Raw genomic sequence first — 21,290 nt, 5'->3', positions numbered from 1 at the left:
CCTTCTTGGGGGGACGAACTACCCGGATTTCGTGCATTTTTCATTATATCTTACTGAGAATCGAAGGGAAAACCCCGCATTGGAAAATATGCGGGGTTCTCGAAGCTCGGTATGGTCGTGCTAATTGTTGCTTAAGGCTCAGATCCTTGAGAACCTTGAGATTCCTGGGCTCCTTGCGGCTGCGATACCGGCTGATACATGACTCTCTTCACGATGACGCTCTCTTTGCCATAATGATTAACGGATTTAAAGGTAAATACATTTTCTCCTTCATTCAGCGTCACGAACATCGAGAAGCTCGATTCACCCAGCAATTGCCCGTTCAAATAAAGCTGCGGTTTCATATCATTCGGATCTGCCGCGGTTGCAGAAAGCGTAATTCCGGCTGTAGACACGACTTCAGGCAATGGCCCAATGGAAAGCGTTGGGGCCGGTACGTTATACACAATCTTCTTCACCACTTCGGTTGCTTTGCCTGCCTGGTTAACCGCTTTGAAGGTGAATACATTTTCTCCATCGACAAGCGCAACGGTTTTGGTAAATGAACGCGTCCCCATATTGGTGCCATCAAGAAACAGAGTAGGGCTCGAATCGTTGACATCCGACGCGCTTGCCTTTAATGTCAAATTCGCAGAGGTCGTCGTATCGGGAATATTCTCAATTGTTAACGTTGGCGGCGGCACATTGTAGGTGATCTTTTTGACCACCGTATCCGAGGTTTTACCGGCACTATTCGTAGCCTTGATCTCGAACGTGTTTACTCCTTCGGTCAGCGTAACCACTTTCGAAAAGGAGTTCGAGCCCATATTCGTCCCGTTCATATACAGCCGCGGATACCTGTCCTCCGCATCGGTGGCACTGGCTGAAATCGTAATGGTCTTCACTTCCGTTGTTTCCGGCAGCGAATCGACCGTTACAACCGGAGGAGAAATGATATACCTGATTTTTTTCTCCACCGTGGTTGATTTCCCTTGCCTGTTTGTAGCTTTAATCGTTACGGTATTGTTGCCTTCTACCAGCGTAACCGTCCTGGTAAAACTGCTCGTCCCCGTAATGATCCCGTTAAGGTACAACGTAGGAGAACGATCTGCAACATCGGTTGCCGACGCTTTAATCGTAATCGTCTTAACATTCGTGGTATCCGGAATCGGATCTACGAGCAGGGTAGGAGGCAATATCGTGTAAATCACCTTTTTGACGATAACGGTTTGTTTGCCCAAGTTGTTTTTAGCCTTGATCGTAAACGTATTTTCTCCTTCTCTTAGACTCAGCGTGGAATTTACCGATTTGGCGCCCAAGTACCGATCGTTAATGTATATTCCCGGATTGGGATCATCATTGTCCGCGGCGCTTATCCGAATCGGCATTTCACTCAGAACTGAAGTTTCCGGAAAGTTGTCGAACGTAATGTCCGGCGGTAAAATTACATATTTCACCTTTTTGGTAACCGTAGTTTTCTTGCCCCATGAATTCGTTGCTTCAAATGTAAGTTGATTGTCGCCCTCGACAAGGGTATACGATTTAAGGATTGTCCCCTTCTGGTTAATGACTTCCCCGTTTAATTTCACTTGGGGATAAGCATCGTTATTGTCGACGACCTGCCCTTTAATCGTCAGAACTTTCGAGTTAACGGTAGCTGGCAGTTGATCGATAGAAAGTTCCGGTGGTTTGACCGTGAACTTGACCTTTTTCTCTACCGAGGTCGACTTCTTCAGTTTGTTGGTCGCCACGACTCTGACCGTGTTCGTGCCTTCCTGAAGACGAATATCCCTACTCCAGTTTCCTGACGAGGACACGGAGACTTTAACTTCGTTAACGGTTATCGTCGGTTTCTCGTCGTTCGCATCCATGACCGTACCGGCAACGGTAACGGTTTGCTTGTCCGAGTTAGTCGGGAGGTCGATCGTCAGCACGGGAGCCGGAATCCGATAAGTCAGTTGTTTTACGATCGCTTTGTAACGTCCATTGGGTTGAACGGCCTTAATCTCCAGCTCGTACTTGCCCTCTCCCCGATCCAGACTAAGCTCGTGATTAATCGTACCGTTAGCGTGAGACAATGCTTTGCCATTTATGAATAGCTTGTTGTCCGCGCCGACCGTCCCTTGAAGCCGTACCTTGCTTTTCTCGGCAATGTCGGGCAATACGACCTCAAGCTCAATTTCCTTAAGCGGCTGCAGCTTCGGGGAATTGATCACCCTGCTCATCAGTGCCACAGCGGAAGCTCTGTCCAACCCTTGCTTTGGCTTAAACGTCCCGTCTGCAAATCCTCCGATCAGGTTGTTCTGCATCGCTACGGCCACATAGACGGCCAGTTCCGGCGTGATGGCCTTGTAATCCGACACCTGCTTGCGGATAATCTGCTCTGCGTTCGTAACGTCCGTCGGCAATTTCATCCCTTTGACCAGTGCGACCGCAACGTCTTCCCTCGTTACAATCGCATCGGGATCGAAGAACGATTTGCCCAGCAAAAAAGAATAACCTTCCAAATAAGCTTTGACCGTCTCAATGTAAGGCAGCGCCCAAGAATTGATCTTCACATCGGAAAATGTAGGCTCGGAGACGGAAACTAAATCCAGATCGAGCGTTAGCGTCAGTATTTTGGCAAACTGAGCTCTCGTCAATTGCTCCGTCGGATGAAACGTTCCATCCGAATAGCCGCTGATAATGCCTTTGTCGATCATCTTCTGTACGGATACGTACGCCCAGTGCTTGGCAGGCACGTCTTTGAACGACTTAACCTCGGATTCTCCCGCCGCCGCAGCGCCCGTTTCCCCCAAGAGATTAGCCCCAATGGCAAGGACGAGCAAGAGGATATAACTTGCCAATCTGTTCGAACTCATTGCTGCGAATCCTCCTCGCCGCTGGGTGGAACGCCCGAAGCACTCGGAGTAGTAGATGTAATCGGACTGCTCGAAGCACTCGGGCTGCTCGATGCACCTGGGCTGCTCGATGCACCCGGGTCACTCGAACCGTCCGGGCTACTCGGTGCGGTGGAGCTCGGATTGCTCGTTTCACTTGACGGCGTTTCGACACCGGGATCCAATGAAGGCGTAGGCGACTCGGACTGCTCCGCTGTCGGAATCGTTGTCGGCAAAGGAGGCGTCCCTTTGTCCTTCTTCATCTGACCCAAAACAACAACCGTCCCGCCGGCGATGGCAAGGGTGAATACAGCAACGATCAGCGATATCCCGATCCCCTTGTTCTTGCCGGTAAGAAGCTTCATAAGGAATCCGGATTGCGTTAATCTGATTTCATCTAGCAGTTTTCTTAACTCGGCACTTTTTATCGTTTTAATTTTTTTCCGGATAGATTTCGACTTAAATGCGCCTTGGCCCTCGTACTCGAAATAATCGCGGATGGCCGCTTTATAGCTTTCTTCCAGTTTGGAGCTCGAACCGCACCAAATGATAAACTCAAAGACCGTCTCGCTGTTCTGAGCGGCGCTATGCACATAAGCCAGCATCTCGCGATAATTGTAAATTCCCGACTCCCGCTTGCGCGAAGAGGACCCCTTATTGTTTTTGCCGGAACTGCGAGACCTCGCGGCTACTCCGAGCCCTTCTTCGTCATCGGCATCCTGATCCTTAGGACGACGATAAAAAGCATAGGAAACCTTCTTGAAATTGGCAGCATAAACCTGCGCTCGCAGCAGCTTTTGCAGCATTCGGCGGGTCTGATCAAAAGCCTCCGGGTCCATTCCATCCAGCTTGGACAATATTTCCGACTCTTTCTGCCCATCGCCGTTCAAGATCAAGGAAACCGTGCCCAGTATGCGCAGCTTCTCTTTATCCTTGGGTTCTAATTCTTTCTTCCCTTTTCCCGGATTTCTCGCAACGAGAAACTGCAGCTTATCGATATCCGCCGCGGTTACCTGATCCAGCTCCAGCGCGTCCAACATACAGATGGCAATAGCCAATTCGAGATTTTCCTTGAAAATTTCTATATCGCGACTCGTCGGGTCCAAAGTTTGGATAAAGGCGTACAATTGTTTGCCATTGTTTAATATGTCGCTGCTTTTTTCCAGCACTCGCTGTACTTTTAAAAGGATTTGCTGCAGAAAAAAAGTACTCGCTACGACCTGAGGGGTATATTTCTTCCAGAACTCGATCTCTTCCTGAATCCCTCTTACGGAGTTGATCGACTCCGCACGCGCTTGGAAATAATCTTCGAAAACGCGATAATATCTATCTTCGGAATGCATCTTTTCGACAACGGCGGCAAAAAGCTCCGGTTGCTGCTGTAACTCTTGCATTGTTTGAATCGAATAATTCGGATCTTCGTTGTTTTTCCAGTTAGTGAACATGAAATTAACGAGGTGACCCACGAACTCTTGTTGCGTCCGAGTGTCCGCGATCCGGCAGTAGGCAATCATCGCTTGCAAATACTCAACGGATACGATATTTCCCGAATTCAGGTTGGAAACCTCGTCCCCGACCAGTTGATAGAACATTTGGTAGAGCTTTTGTTTGTTCGCTTGCGCCCCATCGTCCAAATAATCGAGAATGCTATATAGCAGGCCGTCTTTGTTCCGTTCGTACAAGCTCTTTAGTCCGCGACTCACTTGGAAAAGCGCGCATAGCTTATGGTAAGTAGAAGGAGCCAGCTTCTCCGCTGCCTCTCTTCCTTGCAACGCCTCTTCCGCGAACGAAAAAAACTCGGCCAGCGCATCAGGCCGTTCTCTGCAGGACCATGCGAAATTTAGATAAAAATGATCTTGGCTAGCCCGTTCCGCGTTAACGAACCTTCCGTTAGGGAAATCGAATACGAAATCTTTATCCAAACTGCGATCGTTGGCCCGTATGCTCCCTTTCTCTACAAACATAACGTCAATAAACTTCTTGCCTTGCGGCTCGTTATAATACGTTGTGAAGCCGAAATGTCTTCGCAATTCGTAAGGGAGGAAATGGAATAAAATTTCCGTAAGCTTCTTCGCGTAGATGGCGCTCTCCGTCACGTCGACATCCAGAGCGATATAGACCTTCTTGTTGCTGGAGATCGAGGCCATGACGGCTCCCAGCAGCTGTTTAAATAGATTGTCGTCGATACCGAGACGGTCCAGTATGTTCTGCTGCCGCTCAAGATGGGATTGCGAATCTGCCGGAATGTCGTCCAGCTCGGGAAGAACTTTACCTTCTTGAATATCGTATTCGGTCTGAAAGCGGTTGATCTGAAAAATTCGGAACCCGGACCGCAGAACCTCTTCTTTCCGCTCCTTGGGCACCACGTAGTTATGGACGAATATCGTGTCTCGCTGGCCTGTGAAGTCCGTACCCGCGAATTGACTCCGTCCGATTACCAGCTCTCCGGAATCCGCATGAAAAACGGTTAACGATTCCGGGAAACGGGACAGTTCCTGCTCGCCTCGTTGGACCAGTTCCTGCGGAGGGAAATAAACGCAGAAGGGATGCAGCGTTTTCTTAATAAAATTGCCGTCGAGCGAGGGGGATTTCGCCACCGTATCGAGTCCTTCGTTCGACCTGAATACGCCTTCCCGCGCCCGAGCAAAATATTGCTGTTGAATTTTGCGTTCGCTGCTCATTACGAGTTGCTCCCCTCGATGTAATTGAGCTTATACAGCAGCCAAATGAACGGCTCGTCCACTCTGATCGGGTTCACAACCCCCGTGATTTGCTTGTTAACCGGATTGCTGCCAAGCGCCGACACCGCAAAATAAGCCGTATTTTTGAAATAAACGTCCATTGCGTCTTTAAAGGGCCGATCAACCTTCTCGATAAAACGGGTAATCTCCCCGTTAATATTGTTGAATTCGTTCAGATCCAGCGACTTCGAATGCACAACATTCTTAAACACGTTGCTATTGGAGCGGATATATTCCCCGTCCTCCTCCTTCAAGTGTTGAAGCATATCGCTCTTCGTCAGCACGACCGCCGTTGGAATATCGGTGACGCTCTTCTCCTCGTGCCCGATAAAGTTCTGGAACAAGGAAATAACAATTTCCCTTGGCTCATCGTACCGTCCCGCGAACTCTTCCTGACGTTCCCCGAAGCTGACTTTTAGGCGATCCCGAATCGTCCTCATCTGCAACGGATCTACCATGAACAGAATGCCCGACGAGTTTTTGATGTGCGACGCATAAATATCCAGGTATGCCTCTTCGACCATTCCCTCTCCCGCCACATCGAAGAACACCAAGGTCAACGGCGGAATGCTCTCGTCCTTAAATACGAATTGGAAAATAAACGGCTCCTGCACAACGTCTCGCAGCGTGGAGCTAATCATCGTGCCTCTCTCGAAGATCGGCTCCTCGTAATTTTGGCGGAATTTACGGCTGATCTCTGCGCTTAGAGGCATACAAGCGGCAGAAAAGTTGCTGGCCGTCGATTGCTGCAAAGTATGGATGAGCGAAGCCATGTATACAGACTTGCCGGATGCCGAGGCGCCGACAATGGAAATAATATTGCTCGGCACTTTGCCGGAAGGAATCGGCAGCTCGTTGTGACAGCTCGGGCACAGCCGCTTCTTGGTCGCAATTCCGTGTCTGTCCGTCAGCCCAACGAGCACGTTCTCGGACACGATCAAGTTTTCGTCCGGAATGGAAGAGGGGTGGATGACCGCTTCGATCTCGTCAATCGGCGCCAAATTGAACTTTTCTCGATATTTGTTCAGCGTCTCGTCCTCTTGCAGCGCATAGTCCTGGTCGTCCGCCTTATGGTGCATTGCGCGGAACACGACTTCATCCGGCTGAAATTTATCGAAGCAATAAGGACATACGATCGGATAAAACGGAGGCTTCTCTTTGACCGGCGCTTTCCCCTCGAACAAGCCTTTCAGAAACTTCAGCATGGGTTTTCTCCTCTATTCTGGAATCAGCTCGTAGATTTCCCCGTATTTTTTCCCATCGGTGAAAAACAACTTGATCTGATCGTTTTTATTGATTTCGATCTCGGGCAACGTATTGCGTCCGGGATTCACGTCGTGAATAAAAGGATAAGCGGTGCCGTCGTCTTTGTTTAACGGGAACGCGCCTTCCTTCTTCACATAGCACAATGCCTCTTTGGCGACATAGACTTCGCTGTTAAGCTCGATCCTGACCGGCTTGCGCTTGCTGAAGAAGGCTCGGCCGTATTTGATGGAATACCAAATTCGGGCTTTGCCTGTGCTGAACCGGATAATATTCTCTTCATCCTGCTGCTTGAAGACGACCATCCGGCCGTCGGCTCGTTCGCATGCATAGACGCGAAACGCGTATCGCCCGATCGTATCGAGCCGCGCCCGGTAACCCCTATTGGCTTTATACTCCTCGCGCGTGAACAACCTCATCGATTGCAGGTCGCGCTGATCAGGCGCTATCTCGGCATCCGCCTCAAAGCCGTAAACATAAACGAATTGGATGCCTTCCGGCCATTTCCAAGTCACAATGCACACATTGTCCTGAAAGCTTTGCTTCATATCGGTAATACGTTGATTATGGGCAAAATCGTCCTTCCACTGCATAGCTGACTGTCACCCGCCCTTACTTGAAGTTTCTGCGCGTCCCCTGCGGCCGTTCTAAGTTCTGCGCTCCGTATTGGCGATTGCGGGAATAAAGCCCCCCGTTGACCTCCGACGAATTTTGCTTATATGCGATCATAACGGTCGAAAGCGCAAGCACAACCGCCAGCACAATATCGGCAGCCGCTCTGTAAGTTAGCGGGGACAAGGAGAAGTCTTTGAATCCGAACTCGAGAATCGCCCCGGCTATTAATCCCGCAATGCTCCCGCCGATCGTAAAGCTCTTGGCGAGATATCGGTTATCGAATATAATACCCAGCGCTAAACCTAGGAAAGCGCCGATGAGAACAAACAAGATTATTCGCAAAATTTCGTAATAAAGGTTGTCCACGGATGCGCCGGTTCTCTCTCCGACCAGATGCCAGGATTGCGTGGAACGGTAAATCTCGGAGATGACCATCGAGAGGTCCGAAACCTCGTCTACGAGATGGAAGGTTCCCCCGGTCTTGCCTGCGATTTGTCGCAACAGGTCGTTGCCGTCCCTTTCCGCAATGTTCATCCCGACCGTGTTGATCGAGATTTTATTCGCTTTGTAAGGAGCCAGCGCCGCATCCAGATCGACCAGGCTGTACCCGTCGGAGATCAGAATGACCATGCTTTTGCGATTTTCCTCGTTCTTCGCCGCTTCAATCTGCGTCATCGAAGTGCTCAGAGCCGCTCCGATATCCGTTCCGCCGTCCGGAACGCCGATCCCGTTCAGCTTGGCGATAACGTCCTCTTTCGCGGCCTGGCTGTCCAGCGCGACCAGCGGCTGCAGCACTTGGGCCCTGTCGCTAAACGTAATAATAGCCGTCCGTTTATCCGACTCCATCTTTTGAACCAATTGGTTCAGCGCGGCAATGCTCTCCCGATTCGGGTCCGTCTCAATCATGCTCCCGGAGGTGTCCACCGCGAGCATAATATCTTTGGGAGGTTGATTCTTACCGAAGTATAAGCCGTAAATAAATTGCAGTCCCATTCCCGCCAGCAATAACAGGACAAGGGAAGCCGGAATCAGCAACTTCCAACTGTCGCCTGTATAGCGCAATCTCCAGCCCTGCCCGTTTAATTCGGGCGAAATCAGCTCCGCGATCAAGCAGAAAAGCGCTATCCAGAGCGCCAACTGTCCGAAGTACATGCCCATCAACAGCACGTTCGGAATCTTCCCCGTCCCCCACGATAACAGCGCTTCGCCGACAACGGCGCCCACGATGCCTCCAAACAAACTAAACAAAACGAGCAACAAACTTATTTTTCGTTGATACATAGACGGACTCCCCCTTCAGCGTCTAACCCCTGTCTTGCGTCTAGTTCCCGACGTGACGCGAAGATCACGCATGGAATTGAAATCCGTTTTGCTTGTAGCTTTCGTAATATTTCGTATTATTGACGACATACAACAGGTCTTCCAATTGGAAGCCCCCCATAATGTTAAGCTTCTCGATTCCGGTCGCTTTTTTCTCGTGCACGCATCCGAGCTTATAGAGCCGGACCCCTTTATCGACCGAGAAGGCATGATGAATAAATTCGCTGTCGTAATCCGCAAAAAAGTACTTCTCTTCATAGCGATGCTTCTGCGTGTAATTAAACACTTGCATATGAATAGCGGCGCGCTCTTCCAACTGTATATATAAATCGCGGTAGAGCTCCTCTTTGGACAACACATTGCCCTTGTCCTCATACCTAACGGTAACATTGGCGCGCTCAAGCAGTTCGTCCTCGAAGGATTGGCGAAATTGCGGGTACACGAATACTTCCTTCCGGCACACTTCAATAAATCGGTTAAGCAGCGCTTCCGCCCCCTCGTTCACGAGAGCGGCGATATTTCCGACGTAACGGTCTTCAAAATAGAAAAACGTCCCTCGTTTGGCTTGGAGGTCCTGTATAATTTCCTCGACAACGGCTTCGTAATATTCGGGGATGTTGCGACCTAAGTAATCGTTAGCCTCGGACACGCTATGCCGGCTTGTCTCCTTCAAAAGCTTGTCCAGGCTCGTCGTGACTTCGATTTTGTCTCTAAGCGGCTGATGTAAGCTCTCGATTGCCGCCAAGTAGCGCCGAAGCAGCTTCTGCTTGATTTCGAAGAACAGGATATCGAATTTTTGTCCGTATATTTTGTCAAACAGTTGGCGGCTAAGCTGCTTAATCTTGCCCTTATCGAAAAAACTGAACCGCGAAAAAGCCTGCAACTCCACAGGCTCCTGCTCCACTTGCAGCAATTGAAGCCGGGCCTCCTCCAATTGCCTGGACACATCCTTGATCATGGACCGCAATTCATGGACGATCGAACGTTCATCCTGTTCGGAAGTCCAGGCATAGGCGCAATATAAGCCGTAGGATACGGATTGGACGATTTGCCGCTCAATGCTGGCCTCCAGCTCTTGCTCCAGCTTCATGCCCTGGAACTTCTTGTCCGCAGCTTGTTCGAAATGATCGACGAAGAAGGCGTTGGCATGCTGGCCGTAAAGACTGTCCTCCGCTTGCTTAAGAGACATCCGCTTTAGCTCGGATAGCGGAACCGACTCGGACAGCAAAGCGGACATCTCCTCTAAGCTCTCCTTACTCGGCATCAGTTCCGCCACTTTACGGTCTACCGCATCGGAATTCAATTGAAACAGCTCAAGGATTACGCGCTTCTCAACTTGGCTTTGCGCGCTTAGCACGCTCATCACTTGCCGATAAAATTGCGAAAGCACCGTTAGCGCAATCGCTTGATTCGGGCGCTTCACGATTGAAAGGCCTGCCGATGAATAAACAGGCCCCTTCGTTTCCGCTGGCTGGATATGCTGTCTGAAATGTTGGTTGTTGTAATTCTCGTGCCGATGGTCGAATTCGTCGATAATTTTGCGGTTTTTCAGCAGATTCATATTGCAAATAATATCGTAATTGGCTTTCATTCCGGCATCGTCGTCGAACATCCCATGCTCGTTCTTATCGCTGAGCAAATAAACGAGATCGAATAGCGGAGAGGCCGCATGCACGATAGGTAGCTTGATCTGATCGTCCGTTACGAGCAGCATGCCTTCGAATTGATAGGCCCTGTCCTGATAACGATCAAGCTCCCGCAAAAAGCTGATCCCGAGAGAGGATGCATATTCATGCTCCTCTCCCCTCTTTTCCTTAATCAGCCCGTACATATCCATCTGGATCAGCTTAAACGATTCGCCCAGCAGCGATTTGAGCAGCAGCGCAATCTCGGGAAGCACGATGTTGCAGCAGTCCTCCACCCTGGTCACAAAAGCCATGTTAAGCCTTTGGAACGAGGAGTACGACTTCCCGTGTTCGGCGATGCGGTTGCCGATTTGTCTCGCCAAGCGATTGAATTCCGCCAATATCCGAATATCTTGATAAAATTGACGATGCAAACTTTGCCGAGCCGTCTTCCGGTCCGAGCCCGAGGAAGGAAGACGCAGCGAGAACACATTTTCCTTCTCCACCGTCTGGTCCTGATAAACATGAAAATAGAGAACGCCTTTGCTGTTGTTCCACTTTTTCCTATTGTTCTCGTAAACAGCGTTCAGCGCTTCAAGGGATTGGTCTCCGATGAACACGAATAAGAGAGGGTTATTGATACTAAGCTGTCCGTCGTTATCATCGATAAACCGATCTGCGTCCGCATCGTATGCGTTCGCGAAAGCATGTAATTGTCGCTGCATTCGGCTTCCTCTACTTTAACTTATTTATAATATCGTTCACTTTGGCCGAGACTTGCTGATAGAAGCTGTACATTTCTTCGCCGTTGGCCCATTCGCTGCGGTCATAGTCAAGAGCGGATTTGCCTTCCTGATAAGCCGCCGCCATCTCTCTCAACGTTAACAGCAAGTTGGAGGTATCGACTTCGGTGGACAATTGAACGCTGCGCTTGGCCGATTTGCGCTGCAGCAGCTCCCGTTTCTTGTTGTCGAGGCCGCTCAATTGTTCGAAAATCGCATAATCGACAAACTTGTTCACCCGCATCAGGTTAACAAGCGGCTCCCAGGCTTCCTCGTCGGCTTCATGGTCGTAGACGTACAGCGTGCCTTTTTTGCAAATCGTTTTTGTGTACATGGCCTCGATAAATTGGTCGATGAGCTTCTCCATATCGGAGTGCGCGTTCGCGAACTGCTCCAGCTCCGCGATCTTCGCGGCGATCGCTTCGTACTTGGCGATTTCCTTACGAACGTAATCCAGCAATTCGGGTGAGCGGATCAGGTTCTCCTTCGCCATCTCTTCATTGATACTGCCGAAAATGTCTCGCGCTCCCTCGCGCTCCAGTCCATCCTTCAGCAGCCCCTTCAACTGTTCGAGGCACTTTCTGATCTCGCCGTGATTCGGCTTCCCGCTATCCAACTGATGGTTAAAGCCTTTCACAAACTGTTCAACCTGGAAGGCCTTCGTCAGAACAAGCTCATAACGGCTTGTCGTCGTGACATTCTCCGACTTCTCGACGATGATGCGGAACTCCGCAGCCTTGTCGAACAGCCCTCGAATTCCTGAGTTAAATTGCTTGACCCTGCTGTTGTTATACACATCGCCCCATGATTTCTCCGGAATCGGCGACGGCAAGTAGGTCCAATTGATTTTGTCCGTTTGCACCAGGTGACGCCCGATCCCCTCTTGCTCCAGAATCGTCCGTTCGTAGCTTTCCTCCAGCACCTTCAGCGGTGAGTAGGAGAAGAGCGGGATGCCGTTGCGGGTGTTTAACCAGAAGATCCGGTTTTTTACCTGGCTTTCCTTAATCGTAAACCGGGAGTGGCCCAGAGCAATCTCCTGATATTTCAATATGCCTTTGAAAATATTCGGCGCATCGGCAGGCACAGAGACGAATCCCCATTGCGGGAAATGGAAGTTGCCGGAGCTATTGCTCAGATGGAAGACCGGAATCGCCTCGTCGTCCAGACGTTTGGCAATAATCCGTTCTACTACCTTATCGACCGCTTCGTCCTGACCGTACTTGATCGCCAGAAACTCCTCCATCGATTTCGTGATCAAATCGCCGAATTGGTCCGACAGGAACTCGGAAATCGCACTGACGATATCGACCTCTTGTTCCCGCACCCATTGCTCCGATTTCCGGAGCAGCTCGTTGGAGAAGTCGGAGATCAAGGTGTTCACGCTCTTGTTGTCCATTACATTGGTGATCACCTTTTCGATATCCGGCACGCTTACAATGTTCCAATAATAGGTTTTGTTGCCTCTATGATCGACCTGCTCGTCGCCGTTAACGAGAATATCTCCATTCTTCTCGAAAATTCCGTTAAGCGCATTAAGCAGCTCTGTGAACACCCCGTAAATTCGCGAGTTTTGATCGTTGATGATCTGCGCCAAATCTTCGTAAAACTCGATCATCTGCTCCATGCGCTCGCGATCCGCGTACAGCAAGTACTCCTGAATTTTGGCGTCGATGTACACGTCTTTTTTCTTGTCCTTCGAGATAAACGCCGTTCTTGCATCGCCCAGTCTCTGATTGGCCGTCTCTTTGGCGCCATCAATGTCCTGCGGAATTCTAAGTATGCTTTCCTTTAAAGACTCGATATAGGAGCTGATCAGGTTCAACAAGCAATAACCCTTAGGCGCGTTAATGACCCGAGAGGCAAAAAACGGCCCCTGCTCCGGATTGCGGAAAATGCGCTCAAGCTGCTCGGTGAAGTTCTCCAGCAGTTGCGCCGGCAACTGCTTCTTCGCCTTCATATACTCCTCCCGGGCGCGGGAGAGGAAGCTTTGCTCCAATTCCGTATCTATGCTGACAACCTGCTGCCTGATCACGTTGTTATAGCTAAAGCGTTCGCTGTTCTGATAGCCTGGGATCGGGCTAGGAACGCGTTTCTCGAACTCCTGCTGCACCGTGTCCGGGTCGATTCCGAGTTTGCGGACCAACTGTTCCGTGAACTCCTGACTCGGAGTCATGTCGAACATTTTCTCCATCTTCTTGAACAGCTTGTACGCCAAATAGGTCGTCATCTCCTCGATCGGCAATACAGCCGAGGAAGCGCCCAATATGTTATATTGATAGTTCGCCGCATATGGCTTCGGCATCTGGTTAATATTCGTGCGAATGTTGCTGATATAGTCGTGAATCGCGAACTCTTCTCCCGACTGCTTGTCCTCGCTGGCCATGAAGTTCGTAATGTTCTCCGCCGTTACGTTCATACAGTAATCGTACGAATTCTCCAGCAGCTTGCCTTCGAGATTCGTCGCGGAGATCAAGTGAGCCAAGTTAAACGGCGGCATCGGCGAATTCACCGTGATGGCATTGCCGTATTGTTGTTTGAATCGCTCGCTGCGCTCGTCTACGTTCATCCAGTAGTCGAGCTCTTTAAGCGCGGCATATCCGTTTTTCTTGATGTATTCCTTCGTGTGATCGGTCAAGCTCTTGCTCGCCAGATTGACGTCAGGCATAAATAAATAGCCCAGCATATTCACCTTATCTACGCCGGCGCTGCCATGCTCCCGTTCGATCAGCCCTCTAACGATATACGAAATATCGAGGAAGCAGCCGCTCCCCGTTCCCCCGGATAACCCCGTCAGCAGAAATACCATCAGCTTCTTGTTCGTTCCGACCGACAGTCCGCGTATTTTTTTATCCAAAGCCTGCACGACTTGGACGATTTTCGTAAACAATAACAAACGGCCTGCTTGCCGAATGCCGGAAGCGCCGCTTATTCCATCCGTAATCAACAGCTCGGGAGAAAGCCATTCGGTAATATAAGGCTCCAATAAGCTGCGATTTTGCAGCAAGCTGCCTATTTCCGAGTTGGACAACAGCACGAATTCCGTTAACGGATCAAGCCCGATCCCTTTGTACTTCTTGTTGCGGTCGTGCTCGTTCGTCTCGAAGGCGATAAATTCAACATTGTCCGGCTTGTCGCGCTTCTTCTTCGTAAGCGGGTCCTCCGGCAGTTTAAAACGGCGGTTGATCTGATATTTCAGGCGCAGCAGCGCATCGATTCCCGTACCGCCCAACCCGATGACAAGCATCGGGTTATCTATCGTATCTACTCTGATTTTATCGCTGACGATTCCTCCGCCTTGGGAGACGTCCAACTGTTGAATATGCTCTCTTACGACTGCTTTCATTGCGTGTTTCCCCCTAAACGATGTAGTCGAGCCAAATGGATTTGTTTACTTTTTGCAAAGTAATCTTAATACGGTCGTTATTTTTTAACTCTTTCCCTTTGCTCGCATCGAAGGCGCGTCCGGATTTCTCGATGATGCACGGGGTCTGGTTGTAGATAATGATGGAATCCTTACCCGGAACGAACACGATTTTGTCCGTCTCCGCAAGTTCCGGCGCTAACTGCAGCAATTGATGCAGTTTAAACTTCCCTTTAAAACCGTTTAACTGCTTATATTGCGGGCTTGTTCTCTCGTTCGTGTCCTCGTCGCGAATCTCGATGATCACTTGCCCGTAAAAGCCTTTATTCGCCTTCTTAACCTTGTTCAGAATAACCAACGCTAAAACAATGAGCAGGATTAGCAATGCGGCGCCCCCGCCGACATACAACCATGGAAACGGCTCTTTCTCCTTCTCTGTCACGGGAGTCGGGGACACGGAGGGCGAAGGCGTTGCCTGGGGCAGCGCGGACTTGGCGCTGATCTTGACCGGCTCGCTTTCCCGGAAGAAGCTGGCATCCTCTACTTTGATCTTAAGCTCATAATCATGCGCATCGGCTACCTTGTAGCTTCCCTCAAATTGCTGCCCCGAGTTGGTCAGCGGCAATTCTTCGGTTTGCTGCGTATCCAGATCGGTCACAAGCAGCGTCGATTTGATGTCTTTGTACAGCTCCTCATCCGCAAGCACCTGTCCATTGGATTCAAGGTGCGCTTTTACCTCAACCTGATCGCCCTTCTTATACGTAACGCCCGGAGCAAGCGGCTCCATAACCAGTTGGATATCATAATTGAAAACTAGGTTAATATCGATTTTATCCTTATCGACGCCTTTGACTTGGAGCTTCCAATCCCCCAATTCCGGCTTCGACAACTTGATTAGCGAATACGCGTTGGACTTGGAGTAAATGATGCCGTCCGAAGGGATGGCTCGTTCTTGTCCCGACGGATCGTACAGCTTGACTTGCGCCGGCTTGGACGAAATCAGCGAGATGTTCGCTTCCAGAACGTTCTCGTTCGGAATCGGCACCCTAACGTCCTGATACTGGCCATTGCCCACTACTCCATTAAGCGGGATGACTTTCACTTTCAAATGATTCGCGAATATTTCGCTCAGAATTTGCGGCAAATCCTCCGCCGAGCTTGTGACAAACGATTTGCCGTTCGTCCTCTTGGAGATGTCCTCGAGATTAGCTTTGTTTAATTTCCCGTCTGCGTTCAAACCGATTGTATAAATAGGAATTCCCAAAGCGATCGCCTTGTCGATCGCTTCGTTAAGCTCCTTATCGGACTGCTCCTGCGTTCTGCTGCCACGAAGGGAATTGTTGCCGTCCGACAACAGGACGATCATGGGGAAACGCCCCGGCTCGCGTTCTTGCTCCAAAATTTTCACAGCTTCGACAACCCCGACGGCGATGTCGGTGTAGGAGCCTCTTACGATTTGGTCGATAAACTTTTTCAGTTCTTCCTTGTCTTGTGGCGTATTAATGGTCAACAACGCCTTCTCCCGCACAATCTGATCCGTATAAGATACGAGACCGATCTTATCTCCCTGCACGGAAGCCATGTCCACAAACATTTTCATCGCTTCGTTCGCGACCAAATTTTTATCGCTCGTTTTCATGGAATTGCTGGCATCTACGGTCAATACGACATCGATTTTCTGCTCTGTATAGGTTGCTGCAATTGCCTTGGACGCGAAAAATGCGTCAACTCCGGTAAGTGTCAAACATAGACAAAGGATGGTTAACAAGTAAGATAACTGATTCGAATTTTTTTTCGGTTTCATGCTGCGTTACCCCCGACGTTCTTCCATAAGATTGGCCTTCTGACAGGGTCCAAAGGTTTCCTTGCTAGTAAAATATGCCCTGTTGTATAGTAGAAGAGATATACAAATAATGATACCGTCTTAACTAAGATAATTCCATAACTTTCTTAATTTATGATGCGAATAGAGGCGACTTTAGTGTTAACTTATATCATCCTGTTGATCTGTGTCCTTTTTTTAGTTATTAAATGGATATCTTTCTACAGACGCAAAAAAAAGATTGCCCCTCCAGCTCAATTGGATAATTATATCGTTTCTTCTCTGAATCGCAGGGAGGAGAACCATGGAGTCTAAAATTGCGGTACAATTTCGTAAACTCAAAAAATCAACCTATACGTTCCAAAGGCTTAAATATTGCAAAAAATGCGGTCGATATTCGGTTCTCTTTGATGAAATTTGCCCGGATTGCCAATCTTCTCGCACTTTCCAATCGCCTGCCGAACACGCCTACGTGATTCACAAGAGATCGGGCCATACCGAAACGCTGCTTCTGATCGCTCTTCTCTGCTTAGGCATCGTTCTTGCTCGCGACTTCACCCAGTTGATCGCCGCCTTCTCGGCTGCAGTCGTATTGCTGACAGCTTATTTATATTTATTGAAACGTTACCGCGTTACCAATGAAAAGTTTTATCTCCAAAAGCTGCTCATCAAACAAGTTCCGCAAATTGCCGCAGGACTTAACCGGGACGTTGAGAGCTCGCTGGAGGACATCAAAGCCTCTAAATTCAAAGAGGGATACGAGAAGCTGCGCGAAATCGGCTACTTTCTAAACAACGATCATATTAAAGCTTACAAGATTTTTTGCTTAAGCCGCTTTTTTATTCGCAAGGATATGCAGCTGGAACTGGAAACCCTCATTCCCGGCCACTTCGACAAGCTCTTCATCTCCTATCTGTTTGAGGTGTCGCAAGTCAATAAACAGCTCATCCGCCAGAGCGTTCTGGATTACGTCGTTAAATACAGGGCAGAGATCGAGGGGCTTGAGAACGGCAAAGAGATTATGACGAACGTTGCTGCTGCAGCTATTCGCATGAGACACTATGTAGATACCTACTCCTCCATGATTTTCGATTATGTAGAGGGGTTGCCCAAGGAAAGATTTCTGCGGCTGTGCAAAATGCTTGCCGAGCATCCTTCGCTGAATACCGTAAGTTTGTCTCGCAAGTGCAAAGAAACCGTGAGAGTCAGGTACGGCTTCGATCCCGACTTTCAAGGGATATGGTAGGATGGAGGATTTATCGTGTTTACAATAACCTACAAACGCTCGCAGCTAATTCGCCTAGCCGCCTTGGTTATCGCAATTGCGGCCGTCAGTCTGGCTGCGATCAAAGTTTATTACAGTTACTCCAAGCTGCATAACTATTCTATGGCTTCGGCAGCCATGAACGACGACAATATCATCGCTGCCGAAGCCTACTACGCCCAAGCGGCCGACAATGGCTGGATCGATTATCATCAAGATGAAATTGCCGAAGCAGTCCTTAAGCTTCAGCCCGTGACTCGGATTAAAACCGAGCTATCCGATATTTTGGAGCAGAGCGCCAGCGGTGATCCCGCGGACTTGGCCGGGTCCTTTGTAAACTATAGGAACGTTAAAAAAGCGGCCGCATCTAAAGGCGAAGATTATCAAGCCTTATTTTTGGACGTAAGCAATCATTTCGAAATCGAGCGGCATTTTGAAGATTCGTTTGCCAAATATATAGCGGGATTGCAGAAGCAGATGCAAGCGGAAATGAAAAAGAAGCTTTTCACGGATGAACCGACCGCTTCGTTCCTGAGTATCCCCGTTCAATTTTTTGGCAGCTCCGAAAAAAAGCAAGCCGAGCTTGCTTTGCAGTTAACCTCATACGATGAGGCAAAAATCGATGCATTTGCCCGGGATAAAAAATTTGCCGAAGTACTCGAAGAAGGCATTCGCCTCAATAAACTCTACACAGGCCGCAAGGTTAATCCGGATTGGCTCATCTCCAAGCTTGAGACGTACGCGATCGATCACCTGACGGCATCGATTGACAACAATCAAATTGATACTTTCTTGCGTGATGCGATTCAGTATGAGAAAAAATCCGTATTGGCCTACAAAGGATCAAAAGTAACGAATTTCATTTCTAAACAGCATAAAGACCTTTTGCGGCAAGCCGAACGACTTGTCCAGAACAAAAAGTACGCAGACGCCATCGCGCTCTACAAACAGCTCGGAATTTATCGTAATACGGACAAGCAGCTCAGGAATGTCGAGTACAAGCAGGCTTCCGGCGATCCGGGATACCTTCTTAGCAAGGTCGCTCCAGATCGGAAATTCGCCAACATTACCAACGGCAAAGATCTGATGGGCGCTTCGCTCTATGCCATAGGAACCTCTAACGGCAAGCTTTTGCTCGCTCGGATGATGACCGACATGTCGACGAATAAGAAAGAAGTCGCACTGGATAAGGATCTAAACATTAAATCGATCAAGGTCACGAACAGCTTAACCTCCAAACCGACGATTCTGATCGAAGCCGGTTCGTCCGCGAGAAAATCGAGGTATATTGCGTACGACACCCAATCTTCCGAGTTGAAGAAGATTCTTGATATAGAAGCCGACGGATTTAATGTAGAAAAAGCCGGGAAGATCATCGTCAAAAACGGGATCGGAGAAGGCGCGGGCCAGGAATCCTTCTACACCCTGCGCAACGGCACTTACAAATATGACGGGATTAAGCCGGACTATGTCGAAATTGCACTTGCCAGCTTAAAAAAATACAAGAACGTCAAAGTTAAATTCACTTGCACCATACTTGCGGCAGACGGTACAACCGCCGTTGTCGCCAACGGAGACCAATACATCCTTCTGTACGGAGTGGCCAACATGCACGAAGGTCAAGCAACGGTTACCGGCACATGGGTCGGCAATGAGCAAATCAAAAAAGGGGAACAATCGATTGCAGCCTATAAAGTAAAAGTAGCCTCAATATCGCAATAAGATGGATTGGCTCGACCCGTTGAGCGCGCCCCATTCTTCCTTCCAGCTCAGCACTGGGAGAAGGATGGGGCTTTTTGTACATTGAGGTTGTTTGACTATCTCCTATAACGGAAAAATATCCTATAACGAATGGCTATGTTAAATCCTAATGTTGATAAGTGACCAAATGAAAGGGGTTGTCTCATAAGTAGGGTCGTACAAGATGATCTATCAAGAAAAGTGCATGTATCTTCTGGAGACTGCCTCATACGGTCCTGAAATCACCTCTTAACGGGTTTACCCATTCAAATTTCAGGATCGTATAGCATCGTAAGGAGATCCACGCACGACAACTTTCTCATCGATCATTCTTTCGTACGACTCTTTTTACTTAGGAGACAGCCCCTTTTTAAGGCTATCGTTTCCCGTTTATCGAGGAATCAATTCACTACATTGGTAATATAACACCTAATTCTTCAAGCGATTCACGACACTCCTCAATACCATCTGCGTTCTCCAGTCCGATAAGGTTTGCTTCCTCTTGCGTTAATCTGATTTCGGTTTCTGGATTCTGGCGTTTGCGGTGGAATACCGACAAAACCAAATCGCTTTGCTCTTGTGACATTTCATAATAATCCTGCCATCGCTTTATTGCTTCATCTGTATAACCCAAAAGTTGCGTTTGAATAATCTTTGCACCATGTTCAAATAAATCTTCTATATTATCGTTGGAAATAAAGTCGTCATTCACACCGTAAAATAGTGTCGTTATTAGAGGCATTGTTTGCCCGTCAACGTCATCTAGCAAGTATTGTAGTGTTTCCGCTATAGCAACTTCATGAACTGCTGATGGTGCGTTAGTGAGGTTCTTTTGAACTGTTCGGGTCAAATCGCTACTAATAAGGCGACCACTTTGTTCATTTCTAAATGCGCCTACAATAACATCATCGTGGAATGTAATTGTTCCTCGTGTGCCTGCTCCATCTTGTACATTGTAGTTTATTCCATCCCATGACTGTTCGAATGAAAAGTCAGGGTAATGTGCAGTCATTATAGCATGAGCAATCGCCGCCAACATGCATCCGTTCCAGAACTGTTCTCTGTCTATGTCCAACTTGTACAACTTATTTATCAATCCTTTCAGATATTTAATGACCTTTTTCTTGCAACTAATGTGCCGTCAGCTTAACAAGAAAACACTGAACGCCTAATTCTGGCGTTCGTGTCCGTCATTGAAAACAGGCAAGAGCTAACCAGCATCTGTTTCTTATTCGACATCGTATTCTCGTACTCCTTGCTATCTACATAGCGGAACCAAGCCAAGTAGTGCTGCAAATACTTGGCTGCAACACCATTAAAGCCGTCCATCCATTTTTTCAGACGACTGTGATTTGCTCCCGAATTTCATCAATGATGGGAATCGAAGCTGCAAACACTATGGTGCGGGACTGTAAAAAGTCGATAAGCTCTTGCTTACCGCTATTGTCCAACGTATCGGCGTGCCTTATCAACAATGCGATTTAACATAGCCTAACGAAAAAAACACCCGGTTAAGGGTGTTTCTCTTGTCTATCTAGCCTGGCGACGTCCTACTCTTCCAGGACCCTGCGGTCCAAGTACCATCGGCGCTGGAGGGCTTAACGGTCGTGTTCGGGATGGGTACGCGTGGAACCCCTCCGCCGTCATCACCAGACCAGATTGCTTCATTTCAAGCCATGTTAAACATGCCATTCAAAGCTTGCGCCCTGAAAACCGGATACGAACCAAACTTGCGCTTAGAAGAAGGTGAAGTGTCTTGCTTTGTAGGCCAAAACCCTGTTCGTAGCGATTTGCATCGCACGATGTTAGGATAAGCCCTCGACCGATTAGTACTCGTCAGCTCCACACATTGCTGCGCTTCCACCCCGAGCCTATCAACCTGGTGTTCTTCCAGGGGTC

The 21,290-nt window shown here is 48.8% G+C and carries 11 protein-coding genes, 2 rRNA genes and 1 pseudogene; 2 read left to right on the top strand and 12 right to left on the bottom strand.

Annotation, left to right across the window (positions count from 1 at the left end; all coding sequences use genetic code 11):
- Nucleotides 1-131 precede the first annotated feature (131 nt).
- The 8 genes from DFP98_RS15885 to DFP98_RS15850 all read right to left on the bottom strand — a co-directional run bounded on the left by DFP98_RS15885 (nucleotide 132) and on the right by DFP98_RS15850 (nucleotide 16,369).
- On the bottom strand, nucleotides 132-2,840 hold the full coding sequence (locus tag DFP98_RS15885; protein WP_116061599.1) for an S-layer homology domain-containing protein: 2,709 nt from the start codon (nucleotides 2,838-2,840) through the stop codon (nucleotides 132-134).
- On the bottom strand, nucleotides 2,837-5,539 hold the full coding sequence (locus DFP98_RS39080) for a GAP1-N2 domain-containing protein (RefSeq protein WP_116061598.1): 2,703 nt from the start codon (nucleotides 5,537-5,539) through the stop codon (nucleotides 2,837-2,839). The genes DFP98_RS15885 and DFP98_RS39080 overlap by 4 nt, the downstream gene beginning before the upstream one ends.
- Nucleotides 5,539-6,804, bottom strand: a complete 1,266-nt coding sequence (locus tag DFP98_RS15875; RefSeq protein ID WP_116061597.1) for a TRAFAC clade GTPase domain-containing protein — start codon at nucleotides 6,802-6,804, stop codon at nucleotides 5,539-5,541. The genes DFP98_RS39080 and DFP98_RS15875 overlap by 1 nt, the downstream gene beginning before the upstream one ends.
- 12 nt (nucleotides 6,805-6,816) lie before the next feature.
- Nucleotides 6,817-7,455, bottom strand: coding sequence for a beta-mannanase (locus DFP98_RS15870; RefSeq protein WP_116061596.1), 639 nt, complete (start codon nucleotides 7,453-7,455; stop codon nucleotides 6,817-6,819).
- A 19-nt stretch (nucleotides 7,456-7,474) separates the two neighbouring features.
- Entirely contained in the window at nucleotides 7,475-8,758 is a 1,284-nt protein-coding gene (locus DFP98_RS15865) for a vWA domain-containing protein (RefSeq protein ID WP_116061595.1), read from the bottom strand.
- Nucleotides 8,759-8,822: 64 nt separating this feature from the next.
- Complete coding sequence (locus tag DFP98_RS15860; protein WP_116061594.1) at nucleotides 8,823-11,147, bottom strand: hypothetical protein; 2,325 nt, start codon at nucleotides 11,145-11,147, stop codon at nucleotides 8,823-8,825.
- A gap of 10 nt (nucleotides 11,148-11,157) precedes the next feature.
- Nucleotides 11,158-14,547, bottom strand: a complete 3,390-nt coding sequence (locus DFP98_RS15855) for a tubulin-like doman-containing protein (RefSeq protein ID WP_116061593.1) — start codon at nucleotides 14,545-14,547, stop codon at nucleotides 11,158-11,160.
- A gap of 13 nt (nucleotides 14,548-14,560) precedes the next feature.
- Nucleotides 14,561-16,369, bottom strand: a complete 1,809-nt coding sequence (locus tag DFP98_RS15850; protein ID WP_116061592.1) for a vWA domain-containing protein — start codon at nucleotides 16,367-16,369, stop codon at nucleotides 14,561-14,563.
- A gap of 490 nt (nucleotides 16,370-16,859) precedes the next feature.
- On the opposite strand from DFP98_RS15850, the gene DFP98_RS15845 reads away from it, so the two are divergent.
- Together DFP98_RS15845 and DFP98_RS15840 are read left to right on the top strand one after the other, a co-directional pair.
- A complete protein-coding gene (locus DFP98_RS15845) occupies nucleotides 16,860-17,633 on the top strand; it encodes a hypothetical protein (protein WP_147310204.1) in 774 nt (257 codons plus the stop codon).
- Nucleotides 17,634-17,648: 15 nt separating this feature from the next.
- Nucleotides 17,649-19,373 carry a hypothetical protein gene (locus tag DFP98_RS15840; protein WP_116061590.1) on the top strand — a complete coding sequence of 575 codons (1,725 nt, stop codon included), beginning with the start codon at nucleotides 17,649-17,651 and terminating at the stop codon, nucleotides 19,371-19,373.
- A 427-nt stretch (nucleotides 19,374-19,800) separates the two neighbouring features.
- Here DFP98_RS15840 and DFP98_RS15835 read toward each other — a convergent pair whose 3' ends face one another.
- From DFP98_RS15835 to DFP98_RS15820, 4 genes and pseudogenes are all read right to left on the bottom strand, one after another.
- Nucleotides 19,801-20,475, bottom strand: a complete 675-nt coding sequence (locus DFP98_RS15835; RefSeq protein WP_116061589.1) for a hypothetical protein — start codon at nucleotides 20,473-20,475, stop codon at nucleotides 19,801-19,803.
- Nucleotides 20,476-20,590: 115 nt separating this feature from the next.
- A pseudogene (locus DFP98_RS39765) lies at nucleotides 20,591-20,741 on the bottom strand (IS1595 family transposase); the annotation flags it as partial.
- A 187-nt stretch (nucleotides 20,742-20,928) separates the two neighbouring features.
- Nucleotides 20,929-21,045 (bottom strand): 5S ribosomal RNA (gene rrf, locus DFP98_RS15825).
- Nucleotides 21,046-21,197: 152 nt separating this feature from the next.
- A 23S ribosomal RNA gene (locus DFP98_RS15820) occupies nucleotides 21,198-21,290 on the bottom strand; the annotation flags it as partial.

Source organism: Cohnella phaseoli, from assembly GCF_003386235.1.
Lineage (GTDB): Bacteria > Bacillota > Bacilli > Paenibacillales > Paenibacillaceae > Cohnella > Cohnella phaseoli.
The sequence above is the reverse complement of the archived record's forward strand: the minus strand, read 5'-3'. Positions and strand labels throughout refer to the sequence as shown.